This is a genomic window from Herbidospora sakaeratensis (assembly GCF_001570525.1).
GTDB lineage: Bacteria > Actinomycetota > Actinomycetes > Streptosporangiales > Streptosporangiaceae > Herbidospora > Herbidospora sakaeratensis.
In genome coordinates this window covers 12,225-34,672 of record NZ_BBXC01000025.1, presented here as the reverse complement: position 1 = coordinate 34,672, position 22,448 = coordinate 12,225, and the positions used below count along the sequence as shown (strand labels likewise).

Below are 22,448 nucleotides of genomic sequence, written 5' to 3'. Positions count from 1 at the left end.
TCGGCGCGTCCAAGCCGAGCAATCGCGGTCGAGTGGCGGTAGGTTGCAAACATGCGGCCCCGCGAGATGTGGCCGGCAGGGCAAGGAGGATCGTGACCGACGCAACTGATGTCACAGGGGATCTGGCCGGGATCCGCGACGCCGTGAGCGTACGGCTTCCGGCGGCCAGCGCCTATCTGTCCGTGTTGCGGACCGCGACAGCAGGTCTGGCGGCACGGCTCGACTTCACCATCGACGAGATGGAAGATCTGCGGATCGCCGTCGACGAGGCGTGCGCGATGTTGTTGCGCCATGCCGTCCCCGGCACCGACCTGATCGCGGAGTTCGAGCTGACCGGGCAGGAGATGTCGATCCGGGTCGAGGTCACCACCGTCGGGATCGCCGAGCCCAAACGCGATGACTTCGCCTGGATGGTGCTCACCGCGCTCGCCGACGACGTCGATGCCGTGTCCTCCCCCGATCACATGGCGATCGTGCTGCGCAAGCGGCGAGGCGCGGCGAGGCCGGCGTGACGGAAAGGACCCGTGCCATGGCCACCAGCGACTCCGGAGTCCCGGATCGGGTGCGCGCCCGCACCCTCTTCGGGGAGCTCGCTGAGCTGCCGGCCGACGACCCGCGCCGCCAGCGCATCCGCGACGAGCTCGTGGAGCTGCACCTTCCGCTGGTGGAATACCTCGCCCGCCGGTTCCGCAACCGCGGCGAGTGGCTCGACGACCTGACCCAGGTGGCCACGATCGGCCTGATCAAGTCGATCGACCGGTTCGACCTGGCCCGGGGCGTCGAGTTCTCGACCTACGCCACCCCGACCATCGTCGGTGAGATCAAGCGCCACTTCCGCGACAAGGGCTGGGCGGTCCGCGTGCCGCGCCGCCTGCAGGAGCTGAAGTTGTCGCTGACCAAGGCGATCAGCGAGCTCTCGCAGCGCGAGGGCCGGGCGCCCACGGTGGCCGAGCTGGCCGCCCATCTCCAGATGACCGAGGAAGAGGTGCTGGAGGGCCTCGAGTCGGCCAACGCCTACTCGACGGTCTCGCTCGACGCGCCCGACTCGGGCGACGACGACGCGCCGGCGGTCTCCGACTCGCTCGGCATCGTCGACGAGTCGCTGGAGGGCGTCGAATACCGCGAGTCGCTGAAGCCGCTGCTGGAGCGCCTGCCCCCGCGGGAGAAGCGCATCCTGCTGCTGCGGTTCTTCGGCAACATGACCCAGTCGCAGATCGCCACCGAGCTGGGCATCTCGCAGATGCACGTGTCCCGCCTGCTGGCCCGGACTCTCGCGCAGCTGCGTGAGGGCCTGACCGCGGAAGACTGACGATCACCTTCGGCCGGCGTCGCGCGACGCCGGCCGAAGCCGTTTCCGGCCGCTAGACGTCGCCCATGAGGGCGTGGGTCGACGGCGGCGCGAGAAGAGTGACGAGAATCACCACGGCCGCCACGATCAGCGGCACCCCCCAGGCGAGCTGCCCCGCCTGGATCAGCGTGACGGCCAGGAGCCCGGCGAAGATCTGGGTGACCACGGCGGGCCCCCGGCTCCAGCGCATCAGCTGGAGGATCCCCCACGCGACCCAGACCAGGCCGGCGCCCACGGCCAGCGCGAACGCCGCCAGCACGAGCGAGCTCATGACGTCTCCGGCCCCGCCGAGCAGGGTCTCATAGGCCACCCAGCCGCCGATCGCGACGGCGGCCAGTCCTTCGATCGCGACGACGACCGCCGCGACGAGGATGGTGAAGGGACGGTTCTGCACAGTTGGTGAGACTACCCGTCGCATAACCTTCAGGCATGCGGGCACTTCTGCTGGTCAACCCCAAGGCGACGTCGACCAACCGGCGCACGCTCGACGTCCTGCTGCGGGCGCTCGGGGCGGCGGTCGACCTGGAGGTCGCCGAGACCGGATATCGGGGTCACGCGTCGGTGCTGGCGGCCCACGCCAAGGAGAAGGGCTTCGACGCGGTGGCCGTCCTCGGCGGCGACGGGACGGTCAACGAGGTCGCCAACGGATTGATGGCGGCCGACGACCGGGCCAAGATGATCATCATTCCGGGCGGCAGCGCCAACGTGCTGGCGCGGGCGCTGGGGCTGCCGAACAACCCGATCGAGGCCACCGGCGCGGTCCTCGAGGCGCTGCGTGAGGGCCGCTCCCGCACGATCAGCCTCGGGCTGGCCGAATGGGATGTTAGAGATTCCGGCACCGGGGCAGGGGTCGAGTCTCGCTACTTCACATTCTGTGCCGACCTGGGCTGGGACGCCGAGGTCATCAGAGCCGTCGAAGGACTGCGCAGCGCCGGTTACCGGGCTTCGCCGACGTTGTACATGCAGACGGCCCTGCGGCACTACCTCATGACCGACCGGCGGCATCCGGCGATGACCCTGACCCGGCCGGGGCAGCGCGACGTACCAGGGATCTTCCTGGCGATCGTGTCGAACACCGCGCCCTGGACGTTCGTCGGGAGCCGGCCGGTCAACCCGACGCCGTGGGCCGGATTCGACACCGGCCTCGATCTGCTGGGGATGACGAAACTGCGGCTACCGGCCGTGGTGAACCTGCTCCGGCAGATCGTCGGCGACCCTCAGGGATTGCCGACGGGTAAACACCTCGTTCAAGCACATGACGAGAGTGTTTTCACGATCGAGGCGGCCCGGCCCATCGCACTGCAGCTTGACGGCGACTACCTGGGAGAACGGGAAAGGGTCACATTTCGCTCTATCCCGGACGCGTTACAAGTTCTGGTCTAGACAGTTACAAGCGGTCATAGTGTGACGCATCCGACAGCTAGGACCCGCAAAACCTTCCCCCAAACCTCTTGTGTGCTGTAGGAGTGGCTGAAAAGCTGAACGCGACGTCGGAACGTAGGACCTTTCGAGAGCCACAGCTCACGGCAAGGTTCCCGGCGATCGTCATCGCGAATCTCGTCCCTCAAACTTTTCGGGCGGCCGTTCGCGTCAGTTAGTGAATCTGTTCACAAAGGTGCAGGAGCCGCCCAGGCTCCACTTACGAAGGAGTGGAACGCATGGACTGGCGCCACCGCGCTGCCTGCCGTGACGTGGACCCCGAGCTGTTCTTCCCGATCGGCAACACCGGGCCCGCGTTGATGCAGATTGAAGAGGCCAAGCAGGTCTGCCGTCAGTGCACGGTCAGCGAACTGTGCCTGAAGTGGGCTCTGGAGTCGGCGCAGGACGCCGGCGTCTGGGGCGGCCTCAGTGAGGACGAGCGTCGCGCTCTCAAGCGCCGCACCGCCCGGGCCCGCGCCCGTGCCAACGTCTGACCACATACAACCGAATTAGATCGGGCCCGCATTGCGCGAATATTGCGCACGGGTCAAATCCGGTGAATGTCATTGGTGGGAACGTTCACCGGAATGCTGAGGACGACTTCCGTGCCGCCGCCTTCTCGCGGGGCCATGTTCAGATGCCCGGAAAGTTCTCCCACCACGAGGGTCCGCACGATCTGCAGGCCGAGATTGCTGTTCGTCTCGATGTCGAATCCCGGCGGCAGCCCCTGGCCCTCGTCGGCGATCACCATCTCGAGCGTGTCCTGATGGCGCTCCACCCGCACCTCGACGTTGCCCGGCCGCCCGTCGAGCCCGTGCTCCACGGCGTTCTGCAGCAGCTCGGTGAGCACCATCGCGATCGGCGTCGCCACCGCCGCGGGCAGGATGCCGAACGTGCCCGCCCGCCGCAGCGCGACCTGGGCCACCGACACCTCGGCCGTCATGTGGATCACCCGGTCGGCGATCTCGTCGAAGGCGACCAGTTCCTCGGGCATCTGCGCCAGGGTCTCGTGCACGATCGCGATTGATCCGACCCTTCTGACCGCCTCGTCGAGCGCGGCCCGCCCCTCGGGCACCCGCAGGCGGCGCGACTGGAGCCGCAGCAGCGCGGCCACCGTCTGCAGGTTGTTCTTCACCCGGTGGTGGATCTCCCGGATCGTGGCGTCCTTGGTCAGCAGCTCGCGCTCGCGGCGGCGCAGCTCGGTCACGTCGCGCACCAGCACCAGCGCGCCGATGCGGCCCCCGGAGATGATCAGCGGGATCGCCCGGAGCTGGACGACCGTGCCGCCGCGCTCCACCTCGGTCTCCCTGGGCACCTTGCCGCTGGCGACCAGCATCAGGTCTTCGTTGATCGGCTCGTCGCGGTAGCAGAGGTCGGCCGTCGTCTTGCCGAGCTCCGAGCCGACCAGGTCGGCGTGCAGCCCCAGACGGCGGTAGGCGCTCAGCGCGTTGGGCGAGGCGTAGGTAACCCGCCCGGCCCGGTCGAGCCGCAGCAGCCCGTCGCCCACCCTCGGCGACCGGACCAGCATGGGCTCGTCGCCGTGGAAGGGGAACCGGCCCTCGGCGACCATCTGGGCCAGGTCGGAGGCGCTCTGGAGATAGGTCAGCTCCAGCCGCGAGGGCGTACGCGCCGACGAGAGGTTGGTCGAGCGCTGGATGACCCCGATGAGCGGCCCGTCGAGGGCGCGGCGGACCGGGATCGTCTCCTCGCGGACCGGCACCCCGGTCGACCAGTCGGGGTCGCCCTCGCGGCAGATGCGCCGCTCCTGCCAGGCCGTCTCGATCAGCGGCCGCTCGCTGCGCCCGATGAAGGAACCGACGACGTCGTCGTGGTAGACCGTCGGCCCGGTCGTCGGCCGCATCTGGGCGACCGCGATCCAGCCCTCTTCGGCGGGGATCCACAGGATGAGGTCGGCGAAGGACAGGTCGGCGAGCAACTGCCAGTCGGAGACCAGCGAATGCACCCATTCGAGGTCGGCGGCGGACAGATCGGTGTGCTTTGCCACCAGGTCGCTGAGAGTCGGCACCAATGCATCATGCGTGCTGAGCGGGACCGAACGCCAATCGGGACACGGCACCTGGCATCATCTCTCCATGCATGGGCCGATCGATCGACTTCGCCAGGCCGCCGAGCGCCGCGCCGCCGCCGGGCTGACCCGGGTGCTGCGTCCACGCTCGCCCGACTTCGACGGGCTGCTCGACCTGGCCTCCAACGACTACCTGGGGCTCTGCCGCGACCCCCGGTTGACCGAGGCGGCCGTGGCGGCGACCCGCGAGTGGGGCACCGGCGCGACCGGGTCCCGGCTGGTCACCGGGAGCACCCGCCTCCACCACGAGCTGGAGGAGGCCCTCGCGGCCTTCGCCCACTCCCCCAGGTCGCTCGTGTTCTCCTCGGGCTACCTCGCCAACCTCGCCGCCGTGGCGACGCTCGGCCGAGGTGGGCTGGTCGTCTCCGACGCGGGCAACCACGCCTCGATCGTCGACGCCTGCCGCCTCGCCCGCGCCCGCGTGGTGGTGACCCCCCACGGCGACGTCGGCGCCGTCGAGAAGGCGCTGGCCGGCCGCGAGGAGGAGAACGCGGTGGTGGTCACCGACGCGGTCTTCTCCGTCGACGGCGACCTCGCGCCGCTGGGGGCGCTCTCCGAGGTGGCCGTACGGAATGGAGCGCTCCTCGTCGTCGACGAGGCCCACGCGCTCGGTGTCGTCGGGGAATACGGCCGCGGGGCGGTTCACAATGCCGGACTTGCGGGGAATGCTCACATTGTGAGAACCGTCACGTTGTCGAAGTCGCTCGGCTCCCAGGGCGGCGCCGTGCTGGGCGCGCCGGAGGTGATCGACACCCTCGTCGACACCGGCCGGTCGTTCATCTTCGACACCGGCCTCGCCCCCGCGAGCGCCGGAGCGGCCCTCGCCGCGCTGCGCATCCTCGAACAGGAGCCTGACCTGCCGAAACGAGCCCGGGAAATCGCCCTCGCACTGGCCTCGACCGCCCGCGAACTCGGGCTCGAGACCGCCGAGCCGGCCGCCGCCGTGGTGCCGGTGGTGCTGGGCGACCCCCACCGGGCCCTGGCCGCCGCAGCGACCTGCGCGGACCACGGTGTGAAGGTCGGCTGCTTCCGACCCCCTTCGGTCCCCGACGGGCGGTCTTGTCTAAGGTTGACCGCTCGGGCCAATCTGGGGTCCGAAGATCTCGCGGTGACCGGGCGCGCGCTCGCCGCCGTGGCCGGAACGAAGGTGACCGCGTGACCGAAGACACTCCCCGGGTGCCGAAGTACTACGACGTCAAACGTAGCCTGCTCGAGCTCACCAAGAGCCTGCCCGCCGGGAGTGCCCTGCCCCCCGAGCGCACCCTCGCGGTGCGCTTCGAGACCTCACGCACGACGGTACGCCAGGCGCTGACCGAACTCGTCGTCGAGGGTCGCCTGATCCGCATCCAGGGCAAGGGCACCTTCGTCGCCCAGCCCAAGGTCGCCCAGGTGCTCCAGCTCACCTCTTATGTGCAGGACCTGCGTACCGTCGGCCTCGAACCCGACACCAAGATCCTCGACATCTCCTACATCACCGCCGACGAGGCCCTCGGCCGGCGGCTGGCCATCAACCCCGGCGGCCGGGTGCTGCGCATCCACCGCCTCCGCCTGGCCAACGGCGAACCGATGTCGATCGACACCACCCACCTCTCGGCGCGGCGATTCCCACGGCTGCGGCGCGAGCTGGAGGGCCACCCCTCGCTGTACGAGACCCTCCACAACGCCTACAGCGTCCGGCTCTCCGACGCCGAGGAGATCATCGAGACGGTCCTGGCCACCCCCTACGACTCACAGGTCCTCGGCGTCGACATCGGCCTGCCGATGCTGATGCTGACCCGGCACGCCTTCGACGCCGACGGCAATCCGGTGGAGTGGGCCCAGTCCCTCTACCGGGGCGACCGCTACAAGTTCGTCACACGGCTGCGGCGTCCGACTCCGTAATCTTGGCCGGATGAGCGTTCTTGTGGTGACCGGCACCGACACCGGTGTCGGGAAGACCGTGGTCACGGCCGCCGTCACGGCCCTGGCGATCGAGCGGGGCGGCCCCGTCGCCGTGGTCAAGCCGGCCCAGACCGGCGTCGGGAAGACCGAGCCGGGCGACCTCGACGAGGTGATCCGGCTCTCGGGCGCGACGAACACCTTCGAGTTCGCCCGCTACCCCGACCCGCTGAGCCCGGCCGCCGCGGCCCGGGTCGCCGGGCTGCCCGCGCTCGACCTGGCCGAGACGGCCACCCGCGTCGCCGAACTCGCCGAGTCGCACCGGCTCGTCGTGGTCGAGGGCGCCGGCGGCCTGCTGGTCCGGTTCGACGAGGAGGGCGCCACCCTGGCCGACCTGGCCCACACGCTGAAGGCGCAGGTGCTGGTCGTGGCGCGGGCCGGGCTGGGCACCCTCAACCACACGGCGCTGACGCTGGAGGCGATGGCCAACCACGGCCTCGACCTCGCCGGCGTGGTCATCGGGTCGTGGCCGGCCGAGCCGGGCCTGGCCGAACGCTGCAACGTCGCCGACCTCGAGATGCTGGCGGCCAGGCCGCTGGCGGGTGTCGTGCCGGAGAACTGCTCGAGCCTGTCCCGGTCCGCGTTCACCAAGGTTGCACGGGCTTCGCTAGGCACGGCCTTGGGCGGCGCGTTCGACCCGTCGGCTTTTCGATCGGCCCTTAGGATTTCCCTTGACATCCTCCCCTCCCTAGAAGGAGGGGAGTCTCACGGTCACCCGTGAGGCTTCCTGTTTCACCGCCGAACGCCCGCCGGAGAGGAACTCCTTGAGGTCTTACACCAGCTCCGCAGGCGTTTCACCTCTCGGCCAGCCCGGCCGCGAGAATGTTCCTAGCAGCGTTGACGTCCCGGTCGTGGTGGACGCCGCACCCACACACCCAGTCTCGGACTCCAAGCGACATCGATTCGCCGACGACCCCGCACACCGAGCACTGTTTACTGGAGGGGAACCAGCGATCGACCACCAGCAGTTCCCGCCCGTACCAGCTCGCCTTGTAAGCCAGCATTGTGCGCAGTTGTCGCCAACTCGCATCCGAAATCACCCGGGCCAGCGATCGGTTCTTGACCAGGTTGCGGACCGCGAGGTCTTCTACGGCGATCACTTGGTTCTCGCGAACAAGCCGTGTAGTGACCTTGTGCAGATGATCCCGTCTGCGATCGGCTATCCTCGCGTGGATCCGCGCGACTACGAGCCTGGCCTTGACCCGGTTGCGGCTGCCCTTGGTCGTACGAGCCAGGGCACGCTGGGCTTTGGCGAGCTTTCTGCGGTCGGCCCTCTCATGGCGGGGGTTGGCGATCTTCTCACCGGACGACAGCACCGCCAAATGGGTGAGCCCGACATCCACGCCGACCATCGCGCGGCTGCAGGGCAGCGGGGCGATCTCCTCCTCCACCAGGATGGACACGAACCAGCGCCCTGCCGCATCCCAGGAAACGGTGACAGTGGACGGTTCTGCGCCCTCAGGCAGTGGCCGCGACCACACTATGTCCAGCGGAATGTTCATCTTGGCGAGGGTGAGCCTGCCACGACGCCAGCGGAATGCCGTGCGTGTGTATTCCGCCGACGCCCGCGTCTTCTTACGGGACTTGAAGACCGGATATCGGGCACGGCCTGCGAAAAAGTTCACGAACGCCGCCTGCAGATGCCGCAACGCCTGCTGCAGTGGCGTACACGACACCTCGTTGAGGAAACTCAACTCCTCGGTGCGTTTCCATCGCGTCAGCGCGGCCGAAGACTCTGCGTAGGAAACTCTTCGGCCTTCAATCTGGTACGCGCGGGTCCGCTCTTCCAACGCCTTGTTATAGACGAGACGCACACATCCGAACGTCTGAGCCAACTGCTCAGCCTGTACAGAGGTCGGGTAGAAGCGGTACTTGTAGGCCCGCTTAACGAGCTGTCCCATGGCCTGCAATCTAGTACAGGACCTGTCCATCATCGAACTCATGTTCGATCCTGTGACGCCAAGATGCGTTTCCTCTCCCGCCCGAAGGCGGGACCATTCACGCTCAGGGAGATTCGATGACCATCCTGGAGATCGCCAGAACACAGGTGCTCGACGAGGGCCGGGGCTTGACGCGGGAGCAGGCGCTCGAGTGCCTGAACCTGCCCGACGAGAGCCTGCCCGACCTCCTCGCCCTCGCTCACGAGGTGCGGATGAAGTGGTGCGGCCCGGAGGTCGAGGTCGAGGGGATCATCTCCCTGAAGACCGGCGGCTGCCCGGAGGACTGCCACTTCTGCTCCCAGTCGGGGCAGTTCACCTCCCCCGTGCGCTCCGTGTGGCTGGACATCGACGAGCTGGTGAAGGCCGCCGTCGAGACCGCCCAGACCGGGGCCACCGAGTTCTGCATCGTCGCGGCCGTGCGCGGGCCCGACAAGCGCCTGATGGACCAGGTCCGCGAGGGCGTCAAGGCCATCAAGGAGGCCGTCGACATCAACGTGGCGTGCTCGCTGGGCATGCTCACGCAGGCCCAGGTCGACGAGCTGGCCGAGATGGGCGTGCACCGCTACAACCACAACCTCGAGACCTGCAGGTCCCACTTCGGCAACGTGGTCACCACCCACACGTGGGAGGAGCGCTGGGACACCTGCCTGATGGTGCGCAAGGCCGGCATGGAGTTGTGCTGCGGCGGCCTCATCGGCATGGGCGAGTCGGTCGAGCAGCGCGCCGAGTTCGCCGCGCAACTCGGCGAGCTCCAGCCCGACGAAGTCCCGCTCAACTTCCTCAACCCCCGTCCCGGCACCCCGTTCGCCGACTACCCGGTCGTCGAGGGCGCCGAGGCCCTGAAGACAATCGCGACCTTCCGCCTCGCTCTACCGCGAACCATCCTCCGGTACGCCGGCGGACGTGAGCTGACCCTTGGCGACCTGGGCACTCGTGCGGGCATGATGGGTGGCATCAACGCGATCATCGTGGGCAACTACCTGACCACCCTCGGCCGCCCCCCAGCCGAAGATCTGGCTCTGCTGACCGACCTGAAGATGCCGATCAAGGCCCTGTCCCAGACGCTTTAGACCAGGAGGGTTCGTTCGCCCGCGGCCAGGGCAGCTCGTAGGTCCACTAGTTAACCGACTGGTAGGTTTCACGAATGAGCAAGCACGCGGGCGACGTCGCTGTCGGCGTCTCCAAGGCCTACGGCGTCGAGACGATGTTCACCCTGTCGGGCGGGCACGTCTTCCCCCTCTACGACGGCGCCGTCCACGAAGACATGCGCATCCTCGACGTACGCCATGAGCAGAGCGCCGTTTTCGCCGCCGAGGCGACGGCGCGGCTCACTCGCAAACCGGGCCTGGCGGTGCTTACGGCCGGGCCCGGCATCACCAACGGCGTTTCGGGCGTCGCGACCGCCCACTTCAACGGCAGCCCGGTCGTGATCCTCGGCGGCCGGGCCCCGCAGTCGCGCTGGGGTTCGGGCGCGCTCCAGGAGATGGACCACCCGCCCCTGTTCGACTCGATCACCAAGCTGGCCTTCACCGGTTCCGGCGCCGACTCGATCGGCCAGGACGTCGAGATGGCCTTCCGCACCGCGCTCGCCCCCCATCGCGGCCCGGTGTTCCTCGACTTCTACATGGACCACCTGTTCGCGCCCTCCCCCTCGGTCGAGACCGAGACGCTCGCGCCCTCGCCGCTCGAACCCGACACCGACCACCTGGCCGCCATCGCCGCGCTGATCGCCGAGGCCGAGCGGCCGATGCTGGTGGTCGGCTCCGACGTGTGGATGGACCGCGCCGAAGAGGCCGCGCGCGACTTCGCCGAGGAGTTCCGCCTCCCGGTGGTGCCCAACGGCCAGGGCCGCGGCATCCTGCCCTCGGGCCACGAACTGCTCGTCACCCGCGCCCGCGGCCTGGCGTTCTCGCAGGCCGACCTGGTCATCGTGGCCGGCACCCCGCTCGACTTCCGGCTCAACTACGGCTGGTTCGGCGGCAAGCAGGGGGCGCCGCTGGCCCGGGTCGTCCACCTCGCCGACGCGCCCTCCCAGCTGGCCACCCACACCGGCCTGTCCGGTTCGGCGGCCGGCGACCTGTCGCTGCTGTTCTGGGGGCTGGCGGCGGCGTGCCGTACCGCGAGCGTGAAGCCCCGCGACGAGTGGACGACCAAGCTGGCCGAGGCGGCCAAGGCGGCCATCGCCGAAGACGCCGAACTGCTCGCCTCCGACAGCGACCCGATCCACCCGATGCGCATCTACGGCGAGCTCAACCGCCAGCTGGCCGACGACGCGGTCGTCATCGGCGACGGCGGCGACTTCGTCTCCTACGCCGGCAAGTACGTCGAGCCCAAGCGCCCCGGCCACTGGCTCGACCCCGGCCCCTACGGCTGCCTCGGCACCGGCCTCGGCTACTCCATCGCCGCCCGGTTGGCCCGCCCGTCGTCGCAGGTCGTGCTCCTGCTCGGCGACGGCGCCGCCGGCTTCTCGCTGATGGACGTCGACACGCTGGTCCGCCACAAGCTGCCGGTCGTCATGATCTGCGGCAACAACGGCATGTGGGGCCTGGAGAAACACCCCATGCAGATGTTGTACGGCTACGACGTCGCCGCCGACCTCCAGCCCCAGTGCCGCTACGACCAGGTCGTGACCGCGCTCGGCGGGGGCGGCGAACTCGTCACCAAGCCCTCCGAGATCGGGCCGGCGCTGCAGCGGGCGTTCGACTCGGGCGTGCCCTACATGGTGAACATCGCGACCGACCCCGAGATCGCCTACCCGCGCAACACGACGGGCGTCTGACGACGTGGCGGTGACGGCCCGTCCGTCACCGCCACCCTGCTACGGAAGAGTGCCGGTGCCCGTCGAGGCGGCCGAGGGAGACGGCGACGGCGAAGCCGCCGGGCAGGCGATGCGCCGCACGTAGACGGTGATCGTCGAGCCTTCCGCCGCCTGCGTCGAGCCCTTCGGGTTCTGCGAGTAGACCTCGGTGCAGCCCAGACCGGTGTCGCCCTTGGTCTGGAAGGAACCCTGGAACCCGTGCTTGAGCAGCGCCGACTCCGCGTCGTCGGCCGACATCTTCCAGAGCAGCGGGACGGTCCGCATCTCCTTGGTCGGGGTCGGCGACGGCTTGGGCGGCGTCTTCGACGGCTTGGGTGACGGGCTCGGAGAGGGACTGGGCGAGGGCTCCTCGGAGGGCTCCTCCGTCGGCTCCTCGCTCACCGACGGCTTGGCGGCGGTCGGAGTCGGCTTGGGGGACCTGCGAGGCGGCTTGGTCGGGCTCGGGCTCGGGGTGAAGGTGTCGGGCGCGGCGACGTGGTTCGCGCCGGGCGGCTTCTCGGCCGCTTCGCCCGAGTTGCTAATGATGTTCACGCCCGCCCAGCCGATGCCTACCGACGCGAACACCCCCGAGACGATGGCGACGATCGTCAGGCCGCGCTTGCCCTTGTTGCCCTGCTTGCGCCGGCCGCCCGGCCCCGCCGGGGTCGTCTCCGGCGTGACGGCGGTCGTGCGGAAGCTGCCGGTCGCCGGGTAGTTGCCGGTCGCGGCGTAGGTTCCGGTCGCGGGGGGCTCGTACCAGTCGCCCGTCTTCGGGAACACGCCGGAGGTCGCCTGGGCCGGGTTGGGCTGGGTCAGCGACGCGCCGGGGTTGGCGGCCTGCCGGGCCGCCTGGCTCATCGCCATGGCCGTCGGCCAGCGTTCGGCCGGCGACTTCAGCAGAGCGCGTTCCACCACGTGGCGGATGTGCGGCGGGATGTCGGCCGGCAGCGGCGGCGGCTGCTCGCGGATGTGCTTGAGCGCGATCGTGACGGGGGTGTCGCCGTCGAAGGGACGCCGCCCGGCCAGGCACTCGTAGGCGACGACACCGAGCGCGTAGATGTCGACCGCCGGGGTCACCGGCTCGCCCTCGGCCTGCTCGGGCGCGCAGTAGGCGGCGGTGCCGAGCACCATGCCGGCGTCGGTCAGCCGGCTCGCGGCGTCGGAGCGGGCGATGCCGAAGTCGGTGAGCACGAGGGTGCCGTCGGCCTGCACGAGCAGGTTGCCCGGCTTCACGTCACGGTGCACGATGCCCCGGTCGTGGACGGCTTGGATCGCCGCCGCGGCCTGCCCGATGAGCTCCATGACCGCTTCGGGACGGATGCGCCCGATCCGCAGCAGCAGCCGGTCGAGCGGCTCGCCGTCGACGAACTTCATCACCAGGTAGGCGGTCGGGCCGTCACCCGGGACGTCGGTCACCCCGTAGTCGTAGACGTCGACCACGCCGGGGTGGTTGATGAGCGCCATGGCGCGCGCCTCACCCTGGAAGCGCGCACCGAAACCGGGGTCGTCGAGACGGCCCGGGAGCAGCACCTTGACGGCGACCGTGCGCGCGAGGACGGTGTCTTCCCCGCGCCAGACCTCGCCCATTCCGCCAGCGCCGATGCGCTGGTCCAATCGGTAGCGCCCGGCCAGCGTAGTCCCTTGGGCAACCATGCCCCCGGATACCCCCTATGTCACTGACCACTGTCGTGCCGGAAGTCTAGCGGGCACCGGCAAAATCGGCCGGTAAGCCCAGATCTCCCAGGAATCCCTCACCATAACGGTCAGAACACAGGTTTGGTTCAGGTTGCGTTCAGGCTGCGGTGAGCCCGTGTTGTGAACAGCGCGCCGACCAGCCCGTCGGCGTCACCTGGACGGTCATCCGGCGGCGGCACTTGGCGCAGTAGCGAGGCGGCTCCATCTCGCGGGCGCCCTGGCAGCCCCCGTGGTCGCCGTCATCCGAAAGGCCCCCGCAGTGGTCGCAGTAAAGGTCCACGTCACACCTTTCGATCAGTTGGAGGGTCGAACTACTAGCATCCCACCATGGCGCTCACGCCCGGACTGCGGGCCAATCGGTTGATCATGGTGGAGAAGAGTGACACCGCGGAGAGGCTCGGCAGCGGCGACGTGCCCGTGCTGGGCACGCCGAGGCTGCTGGCCCTCGCCGAGGGCCTGACCTGCGAGGCGATCGGCGGGCTGCTCACGTCCGAGCAGACCTCGGTCGGCGTGCGGGTCGAGCTCCAGCACCTCGCCGCGAGCGGGCTGGGCGCCCACGTCGAGATCTCGGCCGAACTGGTCGAGGTCGAGGGGCGCCGCCTGGTCTTCGCCTTCACCGCGGCCCACCTCGACGGCTCGGTCGTCGCCACCGGCGTGATCGAGCGGGTCGTGGTCGACCGCGAGAAGTTCCTCTCGCGCGCTACTCGATGACGGCGATCAGGTCGCCTTCCTGGACGACGTCGCCTTCGGAGACCTTGATGGCGACCACGCCGTCGTCTTCGGCGATGACCGGGATCTCCATCTTCATGGACTCCAGGATGACCAGGGTGTCTCCGTCGGACACCGTCTCACCTTCGGCGACGACGACCTTCCAGACGTTCGCCACCATCTCCGCGCGTACCTCAGCCACCACTGTCTCCCATCGAACCTCTGTCGTTCCGGATCACGATCTCATGCGGGACACCAGGCCGGTGTCATAGTCGCCGCTGACGAACTCGGGGTGGTCGAGGAGTTCGGCGCAGAACGGCAGGTTGTGCTTGGGTCCGGAGATCGTGAAGCCCGCGACGGCGGCCTTGGCGCGTTCAACCGCTTCGGCGCGGGTGGCGCCGTAGACGCAGAGCTTGGCCATCAGCGGGTCGTAGAAGGGGGTGACGGTGTTGCCGGCCTCGTAGCCGGAGTCGACGCGCACGCCCTCGCCCGACGGCTCCACCCATTCCTTGACGTGGCCGGGGCCGGGCAGGAAGCGCTTGGGGTCTTCGGCGTACACGCGGAACTCGATGGCGTGGCCGCGCGGGGTGACGTCGAGCTCGACGTCCTCACCGGCGGCGATGCGCAGCTGGGCGGCGACGAGGTCGACGCCGGTGACGAGCTCGGTGACCGGGTGCTCGACCTGCAGGCGGGTGTTCATCTCGAGGAACACGAAGTCCTGCGCGTCGGCGTCGACGAGGCACTCGACGGTGCCGGCGCCCCGGTATTCGACCGCCGCGCCCGCGCGGGCCGCCGCCGCGAGCATGCGCTCACGCAGCTCGGGGGTGATGCCCGGGGACGGCGACTCCTCGACGACCTTCTGGTGGCGGCGCTGCACCGAGCAGTCGCGCTCGCCCAGGGCCAGCACCCGGCCGTCGTTGAGGCCGAGGATCTGTACCTCGACGTGGCGGGCCCGCTCGATGTAACGCTCGAGGAGGATCGCGGGGGTGCCGCCGAAGCGGGCGGCCGCGCGGGACGCCTGCTCGAACGCCTTGGCGAGGCTGTCTTCGTCGTGGGCGACGCCCATGCCGATGCCGCCGCCGCCACCGGCGGTCTTCACCATGACCGGGTAGCCGATCTTCGCGGCGGCCTTGGCGGCGTCCTCGATCGTGGTGACCGGTTCGCGGGTGCCCGCGGCGACCGGCACGCCGGCGGCCTCCATGAGGTTGCGGGCGTTGATCTTGTCGCCCATCTGGACGATGGCCTCGGGCGAGGGGCCGATCCACGTGAGCCCGGCGGCCATGACGGCGCGGGCGAACTCGGCGTTCTCGGAGAAGAAGCCGTAGCCGGGGTGGATCGCCTGGGCGCCGGTGGCGCGGGCGGCGGCCAGGACCTGGGCCTGGTCGAGGTAACTCTGCGCCGGATTGGCCGGGCCGATGTTCACCGACTCGACGGCCTCACGAACGAAGGGCAGGTCGGCGTCGGCCTCGGAGTGGACGGCGATCGACCTGATCCCCATCTCGTTGAGGGTCCGGATGATCCTGCGAGCGATTTCGCCGCGATTGGCGACCAAGACTGACTCGAACACGCAGCCAACCTTACGGCCCGGAAGATCCCGCGCCGTGCACTCTTGAGCACTGATCGTTACGCCTCAAACTGTAGGAAGCCCACAATTGTCACAGTCTGTTGACCGGGACGAGCCGGTCGATGACGGTGGCCATCGCCTCGACGACGCCGGGGTCGTACTGGGTTCCTCCGTCGAGCCGCATCCGCTCCAGCGCGGCGGCCGCGCGGTCGCGGTTGGTGGATCCGCTCACCAGGTCGTCGTAGGCGTTGGCGGCCCTGATGATGCGGCTGGCCAGCGGCGGACGCTCCTCAAGGGGGTCGCACTGGCGGCGCACGATGTCGGCGACCTGGTTGAGCACGCCGGTCTTGCGGATGACCTCGGCGCCGAGCTCGGCGATGCGGCGGGCCTGCTCGGGATCGGTCAGCACGGTCGCCCCGCCGGGGATGGGGTCGGTCAGGCTGAGTTGTCCGATGTCGTGCATGAGGGCGGCGTACTCGAGTTCGAGCAGTTCGGGTTCGGCCATGCCGAGGTCGCGGCCGATGGCCACGGCCAGGCGGCTGACCCGGCGCGAGTGGCCCGGCTCGACGTAGCCGCCGACCTCGGTGACGCGTGCGAGCGCCCTGATGGTCTGCAGGTACGTCGCCCGGATGCCGGCGTACTTGCGGAAGGCGACCTGGGTGACGAGCAGCGGCGCGGCGAAGGCCAGCAGCGCGGTCAGCTCCATGCTGTGCAGGGCGAGCGCGAGCAGGATCCCGCTGGCCGCCACGGCGGCGCCGAGCGGCGCGGCCATGCGCGCCTCGTCGCGTACGGCGACCGAGAAGGCGGTGCGGACCTGTTCGGCCCGCAGCAGCCCGGCCACCACGACGTCGACGGCCAGGGCCACCGCGATGAGCAGCACCATCACCAGCAGCGCCACCCACCACGCCCCGCCCGGCGGCGGGCGCAGCGCGTCGGCGAACGGCCGGAACGCGAAGGCCAGCAGCGCGCCGCAGATGAGCCGCCGGGCCAGCGCGTCGAGCCGGGGCGCGCGGCCCACGGCCAGGTGCGGCAGCCCGCCGGCGATCATGCCGACGGCCATCACGGCGACGACCTGCAGCGCCGAGTGGGCGGCCTGCTCGCCGCCGACGTAGAGCAGCAGCGCGTAGCCGAACGCGGCGGCGGTGCTGATCGGCGCCACCTCGCGGTTGCCCGGCATGGTCAGCCGGGCCAGCTCGCCACAGGTGATCAGCGCGCCGAACCCGATCGCCACCTGGGAGTCGACCAGCCCGACGGCGGCCGTGTGGGAGATCCCGGCGACCGCGAGCATGCCTCCGGCGCAGATCAGCAGCAGTTGCCCCGAGTCGAGGCCCTGGATGCCCCGGGTCTCGCTCGTCATCGGTCGGACACCACCTGGATCGGCGTGGTCGGGTCGTCGTGGTCCTTGGCGGCGGTGACCACCGGCATGCCGCTGGGCGCGGGCACGCTCGCGGGCGGGTTCCAGCCGTCGCGGTCGAGCGCCCGGATGAACGCCCCCACGATGATCGGGTCGAACTGGGTGCCCGACCACTTGCGCAGCTCGGCCACCGCCTCCTCCTGCGGTTTGGCCTTGCGGTAGGAGCGGTCGGAGGTCATCGAGTCGAACGCGTCGGCCACGCAGATGATCCGGGCGAACTCGGGGATCTCCGACCCGGCCAGGCCCATCGGATAGCCCCGGCCGTCGTATCTCTCGTGGTGGTGCATGATCCCGGCGAACGCCTCGTCGAGGAAGCCGATGCCGCGCACGATCTCCAGCCCGCGCATGGGGTGGAGCTGGATGGCGGCGAACTCCTCTTCGGTGAGCACGCCGTCCTTCTGCAGGACCTTGGTCGGCACGCCGAGCTTGCCGACGTCGTGGAGCATGCCGGCGTAGCGGATGGCGTGGAGGCGCTCGGTGCCCATGCCGATCTCCTCGGCGATCATCGACGAGGCGGCCGACACACGGGTGCAGTGGCCCCGGGTGTACCAGTCCTTGGTCTCCACGGCCTGGCAGAGCGCGGCGATGGTGGCCTCGTAGGAACGGTGCTGCGCGTGGTACTGCCCGAACGCCCAGCGGGCGACGAACAGCGGCAGCAGGACCAGCACGGCCGAGATCGACTGGACGGTGGCCCACAGGCCGGCGATGAGGAGGCCGAAGGTGGCGTACCCGAGGTAGGAGAGCAGGAACTGCGCCACGTCGGGCACCGGCACCTGGCGTTTGCCGACGCCCTCGGCCAGGGCCAGGATCAGCGCGGTCAGCACGAAGTTGAGCGCCACGAATACGAAGGTCGCGGCGCCGTAGGGCAGGATGATCTCGGGGAAGTCGGTGCGCCGCGGCAGGCCCGGTTCTCCCCCGGCCACGGTGTAGATCCACCCGGCGGCGTAGCCCGAGATGAGGAACTGGGCCCCGTTGAACAGGCGTTTGTGGGTGGCGAGCCCGGGTCGTACCGAGAAGACCGCCGTGGCGGCGACGAGGGCCGCGCCTTCGGGACCGACCAGCACCACCGCGGCGAGCGCGGCCGAGAAGCTGACCGAGATCGCCGCCTGACGCACGCTCAGCTGGGTCGGCACCGACTCGCAGACGAGGAAGAGCAGCGCGAGGACCAGCGTCGACGACCAGTCGAGCCCCTCATAGGCCTGCGAGCTCCGGAGGAGCAGAATTCCGGCCGCCCCGATGCACAGGACGAAGTAGATCTTCGCCGGCCACGGCATTTCGCGCAAAGCGGCCATCCCTCAAAGAAGGCGCGTCTGTCAACCTGCGCCGCCTCCACATTGATGTGCACGGTCAGGCTACCCAGCGGACAGGCACTTCACTGGGTTGTCGCCAAACCGTAATCAACTCATCACTGAGCGTTGCGGACCCAATCCACGGTGAGTTTGAGCGCGGCGGCGAGGTCGTGTTCGGGCCGCCAGCCCAGCCCGTCGAAGGCGGGCACGGGGTCGACCGCCATCGCGGGCAGGTCGCCCAGCCGGGCGGGCGCGAGACGGGGCTCGTCGGGCACCCCGGCGGCGGCGGCGATGAGGGAGTGCAGCGCCCGGTCGGAGGTCTGCGCGCCGGTGCCGATGTTGAAGGTGCCGCCGTCGCCCCGGGAGCCGCACGCGCGGGCGAAGGCGTCGACCACGTCGTCGACGTAGACGTAGTCGCGGGTCTGGGAGCCGTCACCGTAGAGGACGGTCGGCCGGCCGCCGAGGAGGGCGTCGGTGAAGATGGCCACCACGCCCGCTTCGCCGCCGGGCGACTGACGCGGCCCGAAGACGTTCGAGAGCACCAGCGTGGTGTATTCGAGGCCGTAGAGCGCCCGGTAGGCCGACAGATAGGACTCGGCGCTCACCTTCGAGGCGGCGTAGGGCGACATCGGGCGGGCCGGGGTGTTCCCTGGCACCGGAATCGTCTCGGGGCGGCCGTAACGCGCCACCGACGACGCGAAGACGACCTTGCGGACCTTCTTCACCCGGGCCGCTTCGAGGACGTTGAGGGTGCCCTCGACGTTGACGCGCGCGTCGGTCAGCGGATCGGCGACGCTGGCGCGGACCGAGATCTGGGCGGCCAGGTGGCAGATCACCTCGGCGCCGTCGGCGGCCTCGGCCAGCGCCGGGTCGCGGACGTCGACCTGGTGGAACTCCGCCCGCGGGGCCCGGTTGGACCCGGAGGAGAGGTCGTCGGCCACGACGACCTCGTGGCCGTCGGCGAGCAGCCGATCGACGAGGTTGGACCCGATGAAACCCGCACCGCCCGTGACCAGAATCCGCATGGCCAGCAGGCTATTCCACCAGTTCGGTTCGCACCTGTTCGATCCGCAGCCGGATCTTGGCCCGAAGGTCGTCGGGCACCGGTTCACAACCGCAGTGTTTTGCCACGAGCTGCTTCACGACTTTGTCGAGCCCGTATTCCCGCAGGCAGGGGTCGCACTCGTCGAGGTGCTGCCGGATGTCTCCACACTTGTCCTCGTCGAGTTCACCGTCGAGAAAGCTGTAGACCCGGTCGAGCACCTCACTACAGTCGGTGTCGTGGTGGTCACCACAGCTCATGCGCCCTCCTCCGATCGCACAAGCCCGCGCTCGCGCGCGTAGTCCTCAAGCTGCGAGCGCAGTTGCCTGCGGCCGCGGTGGAGGCGCGACATCACGGTTCCGATGGGGGTCCCCATGATGTCGGCGATCTCCTTGTAGGGGAACCCCTCGACGTCGGCCAGGTAGACCGCGATCCGGAATTCCTCGGGGAGCGCCGCGAGAGCGTCTTTCACGTCGCTGTCGGGGAGGTGTTCGAGCGCTTCGAGCTCGGCCGACTTGAGCCCACTCGACGTGTGGGACTCGGCGCGGGCGAGCTGCCAGTCTTCGATCTCCTCGGTGCCGGCCTGCTTCGGCTCGCGCTGCTTCTTGCGGTAGCTGTTGATGAAGGTGTTGGTCAGGATGCGGTAGAGCCAGGCCTTCAGGTTGGTGCCCACCTGGAACTGGTGGAACGACGCGAAGGCCTTCGCGAAGGTCTCCTGGAGGAGGTCTTCGGCGTCGGCGGGGTTGCGGGTCATCCGGAGCGCGGCGGAGTAGAGCTGGTCGATATAGGGCATGACATCCCGCTCGAACCGCTCACTGCGCTGCTCCAGAGTCTCCTCGGCAGTCTTGGAGACCGGACCCACCCCCTCATAGATGCGTATCGCATCAGAGGATACCGGGACGGCATAGGCCGGGGTTTCCGGCCTCACCAGCAACGCGTTCATGCCCATCGTCAACCGCGGCGGCGTAGAGTCTGTTCCCGGACAAGGTACGCAATGCCTTATCCGGGGAAAAAGCTACGTACCGGCTGGTAGGGACGGTGTCATCCACGCTGTCTCCACCAGACCCTCCTTCTGAGAACGTCAACGTCCAGGAGCCGCTCGTGCTGCCCATTCCGGCCAATGAACTCAACGGCACAGGAAATCTCGGGCCTTACTGGACCTTTTACCACGCCGTCGTCGCCGAGCAGCTGCGCCGCTGGCTGCCCGAAAAACCCTCCCTGCTGCTGGATCTCTCCGGCGGCCGGGGGCGCTGGCCCGCCCAGGCCGCCCGCGCCGGGCACCGCGTGGTGGAGGTGCTCGACTTCCGCCGTCCCGCGGCCGAGCCGTGGCTCAGGGAGGCGTCCGACCACATCCACAAGGTGCGCAGCGACGACCTGGCGTTCCTGGCCGACGAGAGCGTCGACGCCGTGGTCGCCGAGGAACGCGCCCTGTCGGTCGAGATCATGGCCGAGTCGGCGCTGGCCGACGTGACCCGCGTGCTCAAGCCGGGCGGCCGGGTGCTGGTCTGCGTCGACTCCCTCGTGCTCGGCATGGCGATCCTGGCCGAGCAGAACTACTGGGCCCACCTCTGCCAGACGGGCGAGGTCATGCTGGTGCCCTGGCCCGACGGCAGCATCACCCGGTGCTTCTCGGCCGCGCAGCTGCGCGACCTGCTGACGGGCGCGGGCCTCGAAGTCGAGTGGGTACGCCCGCGCACCGTCCTGTCGCCCTCGACGGTCGACCACGTGCTGGGCAGCGACCAGCGATCGTTGTCGTGGCTGGTCAGAACCGAGCTCGAGGCCCACCCCGACGACGACGACACGGTCGGCATCCACCTGGTGGCCAGCGGGCGCAAGCCCCTCTAGCGGCGTCTTTCCCGCCGCGACTGACACCCGATGCAGCGGGCCGCCTCGGGCCGGGCCTCCAACCGGCCCTCCGGCACCGCGACGCCGCAGTCGACGCAGCGGCCGTAGGTCCCGGCGTCGAGCCGGGACAGCGCCGCCATGACCGCCCGGCGCTGCCGGCCCGCCGCCTCGATCATGGCGTGATTGCGGTCGGCGTCGCCGAGTGTGATCTCGGCGGACGGGGTGGTTGTCAGGACTCCGATGGACCGGTCCAGGTCGTCGAGCATCATCTCCAGGCGCATACGCGCGGCCGCAGATTCCACGAATCCGCACCTCCGGGAATGGGGGGACGCCGCCGGGGGCTGGCGGCTGAGTGCAACCGGAGCAGGGTGATCGCCGAGAGTCGGCCGTTCCTCCCGGTCTCACCTGCCATTAGAGGTATTCCGCTCTTGGGAGGTGCGAACACCTGGCCAGGGCCGGCTATGCGGCGGGGACGACGACGAGCCGTTTCGGAGCCTCGAACAGCCAGTCCTCATCGACCTGGACGCCGGTCAGCAGGGTCCCGAGCGCCAATCCCTTCATCCCACCGGTCGTCGAGTCGTCAGACCTGTCGTAGAAGCGGCACAACCACTCCTCGGTCGTGGTCTCCTGACCAGGATCGTGCAAAGACTGGAAGATCCGGGTGTTGCCGCCGTCCCGCCAGATCTCGATGCAGGTGTCGGCGATCACGTTGGTGGAGACCGCCACCACCGGGCCGGGCGAGCTGAGGGGCCCCCACACGTGCCCCCTGCCCGGCCAGGTCCCGACGAGGTTGAGCAGCGCGACGCCGGATCCGCCCGGCGGCGTGCCCAGCCAGTACGCCTCAAAGCCGACCCCCGGCAGGGCCTCCTCGTAGTCACGGCTGCCCACGGTCGGGCAGTCGGCCGGGTCGAGCCCGAGGCGGCGGATGGCCGTGTCCTCGTCGACGCCGGCGACGAGCGCGTAGCTCTCGCCCTCTTCCAGATACTCCGACCAGGTGGCGTAATGGGCGACCACCGCATCGGCCCGCCGCTGGCGACCCATCCACGCGGGATCGACGGAGGGCGCGCCCGGGAGATCGGCGAACAGGTCGGCCAACGGTCCGGTGAGCGCGACCGAACCCGCCGACCGAGTCCCGATGATCAACCGCCAGGGATCGGCCCCGGCGCGCAGCAACATGCTGATGATGTCCCGATTTCCCCGCCGTACCGCCAGCCAGAGCGCCGACTCGTCCAGGTAGAGCGACTCGGCGTTCGCCCCGCGTTCGAGGAGAACCTCCACTTCGTCGGCGTCGCCGTCGAAGATCGCCTCATGAAGGTCCTCGTCGCGGGCATCTTCCATCAGGTGGACCATCCTGGGTTCGGGG

General features: G+C 69.5%; 24 protein-coding genes and 1 pseudogene. 11 read left to right on the top strand and 14 right to left on the bottom strand.

What is annotated here, in order from left to right:
- The first annotated feature begins 92 nt into the window (after nucleotides 1-92).
- Nucleotides 93-512, top strand: coding sequence for an ATP-binding protein (locus AW271_RS34835; protein WP_030456453.1), 420 nt, complete (start codon nucleotides 93-95; stop codon nucleotides 510-512).
- Nucleotides 513-529: 17 nt separating this feature from the next.
- Nucleotides 530-1,309, top strand: coding sequence for an RNA polymerase sigma factor SigF (locus AW271_RS34830; RefSeq protein WP_030456452.1), 780 nt, complete (start codon nucleotides 530-532; stop codon nucleotides 1,307-1,309).
- A gap of 52 nt (nucleotides 1,310-1,361) precedes the next feature.
- On the opposite strand, the gene AW271_RS34825 is transcribed toward AW271_RS34830, so the two are convergent.
- Nucleotides 1,362-1,742: a hypothetical protein gene (locus tag AW271_RS34825; RefSeq protein WP_169806448.1), complete on the bottom strand. Its 381-nt coding sequence runs from the start codon at nucleotides 1,740-1,742 to the stop codon at nucleotides 1,362-1,364.
- Between the two features lie 35 nt (nucleotides 1,743-1,777).
- Here AW271_RS34825 and AW271_RS34820 point away from each other — a divergent pair, with 35 nt between their 5' ends.
- Together AW271_RS34820 and AW271_RS34815 are read left to right on the top strand one after the other, a co-directional pair.
- Complete coding sequence (locus AW271_RS34820) at nucleotides 1,778-2,731, top strand: diacylglycerol/lipid kinase family protein (RefSeq protein WP_062342034.1); 954 nt, start codon at nucleotides 1,778-1,780, stop codon at nucleotides 2,729-2,731.
- Between the two features lie 275 nt (nucleotides 2,732-3,006).
- The gene (locus AW271_RS34815; RefSeq protein ID WP_030456449.1) at nucleotides 3,007-3,261 is read left to right on the top strand and encodes a WhiB family transcriptional regulator; all 255 of its coding nucleotides are present in this window, start codon (nucleotides 3,007-3,009) and stop codon (nucleotides 3,259-3,261) included.
- 53 nt (nucleotides 3,262-3,314) lie between these two features.
- Here the strand turns inward: AW271_RS34815 and AW271_RS34810 are convergent, their stop codons facing one another.
- A complete protein-coding gene (locus tag AW271_RS34810) occupies nucleotides 3,315-4,793 on the bottom strand; it encodes a PAS domain-containing sensor histidine kinase (RefSeq protein ID WP_062342196.1) in 1,479 nt (492 codons plus the stop codon).
- Nucleotides 4,794-4,860: 67 nt separating this feature from the next.
- On the opposite strand from AW271_RS34810, the gene AW271_RS34805 reads away from it, so the two are divergent.
- Genes AW271_RS34805 through bioD form a run of 3 tightly spaced genes read left to right on the top strand, consistent with a single transcriptional unit; the run spans nucleotide 4,861 to nucleotide 7,512 of the window.
- Nucleotides 4,861-6,012 carry an 8-amino-7-oxononanoate synthase gene (locus AW271_RS34805; RefSeq protein WP_062342032.1) on the top strand — a complete coding sequence of 384 codons (1,152 nt, stop codon included), beginning with the start codon at nucleotides 4,861-4,863 and terminating at the stop codon, nucleotides 6,010-6,012.
- Nucleotides 6,009-6,734 carry a GntR family transcriptional regulator gene (locus AW271_RS34800; protein ID WP_030456446.1) on the top strand — a complete coding sequence of 242 codons (726 nt, stop codon included), beginning with the start codon at nucleotides 6,009-6,011 and terminating at the stop codon, nucleotides 6,732-6,734. Before AW271_RS34805 ends, AW271_RS34800 begins: the two co-directional genes overlap by 4 nt.
- Before the next feature lie 10 nt (nucleotides 6,735-6,744).
- Nucleotides 6,745-7,512, top strand: a complete 768-nt coding sequence (bioD, locus tag AW271_RS34795; protein ID WP_062342030.1) for a dethiobiotin synthase — start codon at nucleotides 6,745-6,747, stop codon at nucleotides 7,510-7,512.
- Here bioD and AW271_RS34790 read toward each other — a convergent pair.
- A pseudogene (locus AW271_RS34790) lies at nucleotides 7,480-8,692 on the bottom strand (RNA-guided endonuclease InsQ/TnpB family protein). The gene bioD and the pseudogene AW271_RS34790 overlap by 33 nt on opposite strands.
- Before the next feature lie 116 nt (nucleotides 8,693-8,808).
- Here AW271_RS34790 and bioB point away from each other — a divergent pair.
- Nucleotides 8,809-9,801, top strand: a complete 993-nt coding sequence (bioB, locus tag AW271_RS34785; RefSeq protein WP_062342028.1) for a biotin synthase BioB — start codon at nucleotides 8,809-8,811, stop codon at nucleotides 9,799-9,801.
- 74 nt (nucleotides 9,802-9,875) lie between these two features.
- Nucleotides 9,876-11,510 (top strand): acetolactate synthase, encoded by a 1,635-nt coding sequence (locus tag AW271_RS34780; protein WP_062342026.1) that lies wholly within the window; start codon nucleotides 9,876-9,878, stop codon nucleotides 11,508-11,510.
- A 39-nt stretch (nucleotides 11,511-11,549) separates the two neighbouring features.
- On the opposite strand, the gene AW271_RS40380 is transcribed toward AW271_RS34780, so the two are convergent.
- Together AW271_RS40380 and bsaP are read right to left on the bottom strand one after the other, a co-directional pair.
- Entirely contained in the window at nucleotides 11,550-13,181 is a 1,632-nt protein-coding gene (locus AW271_RS40380; protein ID WP_062342024.1) for a serine/threonine protein kinase, read from the bottom strand.
- A gap of 139 nt (nucleotides 13,182-13,320) precedes the next feature.
- On the bottom strand, nucleotides 13,321-13,503 hold the full coding sequence (gene bsaP, locus AW271_RS43300) for a biotin synthase auxiliary protein BsaP (protein ID WP_083974672.1): 183 nt from the start codon (nucleotides 13,501-13,503) through the stop codon (nucleotides 13,321-13,323).
- 47 nt (nucleotides 13,504-13,550) lie between these two features.
- On the opposite strand from bsaP, the gene AW271_RS34770 reads away from it, so the two are divergent.
- On the top strand, nucleotides 13,551-13,934 hold the full coding sequence (locus AW271_RS34770; RefSeq protein WP_062342022.1) for a thioesterase family protein: 384 nt from the start codon (nucleotides 13,551-13,553) through the stop codon (nucleotides 13,932-13,934).
- On the opposite strand, the gene AW271_RS34765 is transcribed toward AW271_RS34770, so the two are convergent.
- From AW271_RS34765 to AW271_RS34735, 7 genes are all read right to left on the bottom strand, one after another.
- Nucleotides 13,924-14,133, bottom strand: coding sequence for a biotin/lipoyl-binding carrier protein (locus tag AW271_RS34765; protein ID WP_156046122.1), 210 nt, complete (start codon nucleotides 14,131-14,133; stop codon nucleotides 13,924-13,926). The two genes, AW271_RS34770 and AW271_RS34765, sit on opposite strands and share 11 nt — an antisense overlap.
- A 33-nt stretch (nucleotides 14,134-14,166) precedes the next feature.
- The gene (locus AW271_RS34760) at nucleotides 14,167-15,498 is read right to left on the bottom strand and encodes an acetyl-CoA carboxylase biotin carboxylase subunit (protein WP_062342021.1); all 1,332 of its coding nucleotides are present in this window, start codon (nucleotides 15,496-15,498) and stop codon (nucleotides 14,167-14,169) included.
- Between the two features lie 88 nt (nucleotides 15,499-15,586).
- Nucleotides 15,587-16,852 carry an HD-GYP domain-containing protein gene (locus tag AW271_RS34755; protein ID WP_062342018.1) on the bottom strand — a complete coding sequence of 422 codons (1,266 nt, stop codon included), beginning with the start codon at nucleotides 16,850-16,852 and terminating at the stop codon, nucleotides 15,587-15,589.
- On the bottom strand, nucleotides 16,849-18,192 hold the full coding sequence (locus AW271_RS34750; RefSeq protein ID WP_439649021.1) for an HD-GYP domain-containing protein: 1,344 nt from the start codon (nucleotides 18,190-18,192) through the stop codon (nucleotides 16,849-16,851). The genes AW271_RS34755 and AW271_RS34750 overlap by 4 nt, the downstream gene beginning before the upstream one ends.
- Before the next feature lie 122 nt (nucleotides 18,193-18,314).
- Nucleotides 18,315-19,223 carry an NAD-dependent epimerase/dehydratase family protein gene (locus tag AW271_RS34745; RefSeq protein ID WP_062342014.1) on the bottom strand — a complete coding sequence of 303 codons (909 nt, stop codon included), beginning with the start codon at nucleotides 19,221-19,223 and terminating at the stop codon, nucleotides 18,315-18,317.
- A 10-nt stretch (nucleotides 19,224-19,233) separates the two neighbouring features.
- Nucleotides 19,234-19,500 carry a mycothiol system anti-sigma-R factor gene (gene rsrA, locus AW271_RS34740; RefSeq protein WP_062342012.1) on the bottom strand — a complete coding sequence of 89 codons (267 nt, stop codon included), beginning with the start codon at nucleotides 19,498-19,500 and terminating at the stop codon, nucleotides 19,234-19,236.
- Nucleotides 19,497-20,102 carry a sigma-70 family RNA polymerase sigma factor gene (locus tag AW271_RS34735; RefSeq protein ID WP_061297191.1) on the bottom strand — a complete coding sequence of 202 codons (606 nt, stop codon included), beginning with the start codon at nucleotides 20,100-20,102 and terminating at the stop codon, nucleotides 19,497-19,499. The genes rsrA and AW271_RS34735 overlap by 4 nt, the downstream gene beginning before the upstream one ends.
- A 239-nt stretch (nucleotides 20,103-20,341) precedes the next feature.
- On the opposite strand from AW271_RS34735, the gene AW271_RS34730 reads away from it, so the two are divergent.
- Nucleotides 20,342-21,085: a methyltransferase domain-containing protein gene (locus AW271_RS34730; protein WP_062342010.1), complete on the top strand. Its 744-nt coding sequence runs from the start codon at nucleotides 20,342-20,344 to the stop codon at nucleotides 21,083-21,085.
- Here AW271_RS34730 and AW271_RS34725 read toward each other — a convergent pair.
- The gene (locus AW271_RS34725) at nucleotides 21,082-21,387 is read right to left on the bottom strand and encodes a TraR/DksA family transcriptional regulator (protein ID WP_062342009.1); all 306 of its coding nucleotides are present in this window, start codon (nucleotides 21,385-21,387) and stop codon (nucleotides 21,082-21,084) included. The two genes, AW271_RS34730 and AW271_RS34725, sit on opposite strands and share 4 nt — an antisense overlap.
- 157 nt (nucleotides 21,388-21,544) lie before the next feature.
- Nucleotides 21,545-22,423: an ankyrin repeat domain-containing protein gene (locus tag AW271_RS34720; RefSeq protein WP_169806446.1), complete on the bottom strand. Its 879-nt coding sequence runs from the start codon at nucleotides 22,421-22,423 to the stop codon at nucleotides 21,545-21,547.
- Nucleotides 22,424-22,448 lie beyond the last annotated feature (25 nt).

Coding starts and splice junctions, on each gene's coding strand:
- bioD (WP_062342030.1), top strand. CDS start 6,745: ATGAGCGTTCTTGTGGTGACCGGCACCGACACCGGTGTCGGGAAGACC.
- bioB (WP_062342028.1), top strand. CDS start 8,809: ATGACCATCCTGGAGATCGCCAGAACACAGGTGCTCGACGAGGGCCGG.
- AW271_RS34820 (WP_062342034.1), top strand. CDS start 1,778: ATGCGGGCACTTCTGCTGGTCAACCCCAAGGCGACGTCGACCAACCGG.
- AW271_RS34720 (WP_169806446.1), bottom strand. CDS start 22,423: ATGGAAGATGCCCGCGACGAGGACCTTCATGAGGCGATCTTCGACGGC.
- AW271_RS34830 (WP_030456452.1), top strand. CDS start 530: ATGGCCACCAGCGACTCCGGAGTCCCGGATCGGGTGCGCGCCCGCACC.
- AW271_RS34745 (WP_062342014.1), bottom strand. CDS start 19,223: ATGCGGATTCTGGTCACGGGCGGTGCGGGTTTCATCGGGTCCAACCTC.
- AW271_RS34805 (WP_062342032.1), top strand. CDS start 4,861: ATGCATGGGCCGATCGATCGACTTCGCCAGGCCGCCGAGCGCCGCGCC.
- AW271_RS34770 (WP_062342022.1), top strand. CDS start 13,551: ATGGCGCTCACGCCCGGACTGCGGGCCAATCGGTTGATCATGGTGGAG.
- rsrA (WP_062342012.1), bottom strand. CDS start 19,500: ATGAGCTGTGGTGACCACCACGACACCGACTGTAGTGAGGTGCTCGAC.
- AW271_RS34815 (WP_030456449.1), top strand. CDS start 3,007: ATGGACTGGCGCCACCGCGCTGCCTGCCGTGACGTGGACCCCGAGCTG.
- AW271_RS34755 (WP_062342018.1), bottom strand. CDS start 16,852: ATGACGAGCGAGACCCGGGGCATCCAGGGCCTCGACTCGGGGCAACTG.
- AW271_RS40380 (WP_062342024.1), bottom strand. CDS start 13,181: ATGGTTGCCCAAGGGACTACGCTGGCCGGGCGCTACCGATTGGACCAG.
- AW271_RS34780 (WP_062342026.1), top strand. CDS start 9,876: ATGAGCAAGCACGCGGGCGACGTCGCTGTCGGCGTCTCCAAGGCCTAC.